Below are 3,509 nucleotides of genomic sequence, written 5' to 3'. Positions count from 1 at the left end.
TTATCGAATGCTGTAACGCAATACTGGTTTTCGAGCTGAGCCCCCGCAGGGCAAGTCAAATTTCACTCATCTGCGTCGTTATAAAATCTCAATGTAGAACAACTATACTTCAATTTTATGCCTAGCATCTAAGTACAGTTTTCCTTGCTGATTTTGCATCTTAAGTAACATGGGTATAAGATAAAGGCAACAACTAAATCAGGTATTGCGCTGCCGCTAAACCAGGCACCAGAGGCCGCTATTAACACTAGCAGATTGCCTATTGCATCATTGCGACTACATAACCATACAAGAGCGCACATTGGTATGCCTCTATAATAGAACCTTAATAGCTCTTAATAACTGGAGGTTCAAATTTTTATTAATGGTTATTTTAATAAGTGATGGGAACTGTGATATGCCGGTATTTACTATCAAAAAATCGTTGCTGATTATTATTGCGATAAATTTTAGTTAATCTGTTATTTTGATCTATCTTATTGTTTCTCTGCTTTTTTCCAGCAAACGGTGCGCCTTCGCATAGTTTGGCAATCCCTCTTTGCTTTGATTATTCTTCGATGTTACCTTCCTTTTTTTTATTCATATTCGCAAACCTCTTGCAAAAACGGGTTTCTAGCTGAGATTTCGTCTCGCTAAATTATGCCGTTGCAAGTGGTCGTGTGTTACATAACAAAGATAGGGAGAATATCTTGCAAGGATTAGTGGATTTTTTAAATGGCATTATTTGGAGCCCGGCACTTATTTATTTGTGTTTAGCGGCCGGTCTTTTTTATTCCATTCAAACGCGTTTTGTTCAAGTTCGATTATTTCGTGAGATGTACCAATTATTACTTTCAGGTAAAAAATCAGAACATGGTATCTCCTCTTTTCAAGCATTAGCTGTTTCATTATCGGGTCGTGTAGGTACGGGGAATATCGCGGGTGTTGCTGCTGCTATCGGGTTTGGTGGTCCTGGCGCGGTATTTTGGATGTGGCTAGTGGCATTTTTAGGTGCTGCGACGGCATATGTTGAGTCAACACTGGCACAAATTTATAAAGAAGTAGATCAAGGCCAATATCGAGGCGGTCCCGCTTATTACATCGAAAAAGTAACCGGGCAAAAATGGTATGCCATTTTATTTGCACTTGCGACCATTTTGGCCTGTGGTCTGTTATTGCCGGGTGTACAGTCAAACAGTATTGGTAATGCAGTAGAGTTAACCTTTGGTAGCGGTGATATGATCAATACGGGTATTGGTATGATCAGCTCAACTAAAATTGCTACGGCATCTGTGATTGTTTTAATCTTAGGTTTCATTATATTTGGTGGTGTAAAACGCATTGCAAGCTTTACTCAATTTGTTGTGCCGTTTATGGCATTAGCTTATATCATCGTTGCCTGCATAATTATTGCACTTAATATTGGTGAGTTACCAAATGTGTTTGCCATGATCATTAGCGATGCCTTTACGCCGATGGCGGGAGTTGGTGCTGCAATAGGTTGGGGGGTTAAACGTGGTGTTTACTCTAATGAAGCGGGTCAAGGTACAGGACCGCATGCAGCAGCTGCCGCAGAAGTTGAGCATCCGGCACAACAAGGTTTAGTACAGGCGTTTTCCGTGTACATAGATACGCTATTTGTCTGTTCAGCAACTGCATTTGTGATTTTAATTACCGGCGCTTATAACGTGCATGGTATTGGCGAGACATTTTTAATACAAAATGTCGCTGCGGATATTGCCGCTAATAGCCCTGCTTATACACAAATGGCGGTTGAAAGGGTGCTTCCTGGTGTCGGCAAGCCATTTATTGCACTAGCGTTATTCTTTTTCTCGTTTACTACTATTCTGGCGTATTACTATATTGCTGAAACCAATGTTGCTTATATTCGTCGTACGTTAAAAATGCCTAACTTCACTTTTTTACTAAAGATCGCGCTGATGCTGGCAACCTTCTACGGCACTATTAAGGCCGCTAATCTTGCATGGGGACTTGGAGATGTCGGTGTTGGTTTAATGGCCTGGTTAAATATTATCGGTTTATTGGTTATCTTCTTTATGGGGAAACCTGCGCTTAAAGCATTAAAAGATTATGAGCTGCAGCGTAAAGCGCGCAAAGAGGTTTATACCTTTGATCCGCTTGCATTAGGTATTAAACATGCGGACTTTTGGGAAAACAAACATAAAGTAAATAACATTGATGTTGAAGATGATGAGCAAGAGTTTGTAAGGAAATAATATTAGTTTGTTGATATTGATTAACTAAAACGCCACTTATTAAAGTGGCGTTTTTACTGCTCTATTGTTCCTGTCTTTTCGCTCCTTTAAGCATTGCATCAACCAGTGCTTGTGCTTCGAATTTAGTTAACGCATCATCTGCGCCAACTTGATTGGCTCGATCTACGCTCATCTCACTGGAAAGCGAGGTATGTAAAATAATATAAGCATGGGCAATTTCAGGCACACTGCGCACTTCAAACGTCAGTTCATATCCATCTAAACCCGGCATTTCAATATCACTGACCAGAATATCGATTGGATTTTCTTTTTCTGCGCATTCTTTCATCACAGCCAGTGCATCATTACCATTTTTACAAACCTTAAACGGTACATCGATATTAGTTAGCGCATGTTCGAGTTGTCTACGAGCCACGGCTGAGTCATCAACCAAGAGAATATGCGAGTTTTGTAATAAACCTTTTTGCACGCCATTAATTTCAACTGCTTTATCATCTTCACTTGGAAATATCTCGGAAAGTAACAGCTCAACATCTAATAATTGGATAAGTTTATTTTCAAAATGGGTGATGCCGGTAATGTAGGTTTTATTTCCTAAGGAGTTTGGTGGTGGCTCGATATTTTTCCAGTTACATTCAATAATGCGTTCAATTTTTCGAACTAAAAAACCGACATGCATGCGACTGCAGTCTGTGATAATAATGACACAATTATTTTTCTCTTCTTCCCTTATTGGCGGGTAACCAACGGCTGCCGCCATATCAATGATGGTCAGTGTTTGCCCGCGAATACTGGCTGCACCAATTACATTAGCTTCAGCGTTAGGTAGTTGAGTCAGACGCTGATAGGGAACAATCTCTTGTATTTTTAATGTTCCCAGTGCAAAACTTTGCAACTGAGATAATTTGAAAAGTAATAATCCTTGCGATTGGCTGGATGTTGATTGCATAAAAAAATCCTCTACTTTTAATCTTTAGAATTATAGGATAAATATTGAAAAGCTGTGATAAATTAACGGATTATTAGATTTTTCTTAGTATTGAAGGGATCTAAGTTGCGCTTTATTAATCATTATTTTACTTTGTTTTATACTGTGTTGTTATTTTCTATCTCTGCCAACCATAGCCTTTCAAATTCTACCATTTGTAAATGTTTTTTCGACTTATTATGCTCAATACGATCTAATTTCGTTGAAAAAGGTCCTGCACGACAAGCTGTACAATAATTTTCATCCTGAAACTGCGCTGTTTTCAGCTTATCTAAAATAGGATGTTTTTTCTGTCTGCTCCAGAC

2 protein-coding genes and 1 pseudogene are annotated in these 3,509 nt (G+C 39.0%); 1 reads left to right on the top strand and 2 read right to left on the bottom strand.

The window, feature by feature from the left end:
- The first annotated feature begins 689 nt into the window (after window positions 1-689).
- Complete coding sequence (locus AC4GME_RS18075; protein ID WP_490378855.1) at window positions 690-2,216, top strand: alanine/glycine:cation symporter family protein; 1,527 nt, start codon at window positions 690-692, stop codon at window positions 2,214-2,216.
- A 61-nt stretch (window positions 2,217-2,277) separates the two neighbouring features.
- Here the strand turns inward: AC4GME_RS18075 and AC4GME_RS18070 are convergent, their stop codons facing one another.
- Both AC4GME_RS18070 and AC4GME_RS18065 read right to left on the bottom strand, forming a co-directional pair.
- On the bottom strand, window positions 2,278-3,165 hold the full coding sequence (locus tag AC4GME_RS18070) for a chemotaxis protein (protein ID WP_490379963.1): 888 nt from the start codon (window positions 3,163-3,165) through the stop codon (window positions 2,278-2,280).
- A gap of 137 nt (window positions 3,166-3,302) precedes the next feature.
- Window positions 3,303-3,509: pseudogene (locus AC4GME_RS18065) on the bottom strand (DUF2431 domain-containing protein); the annotation flags it as partial.

This window comes from Psychromonas sp. (assembly GCF_983033635.1).
This window is presented reverse-complemented; position numbering and strand designations above follow the sequence as displayed.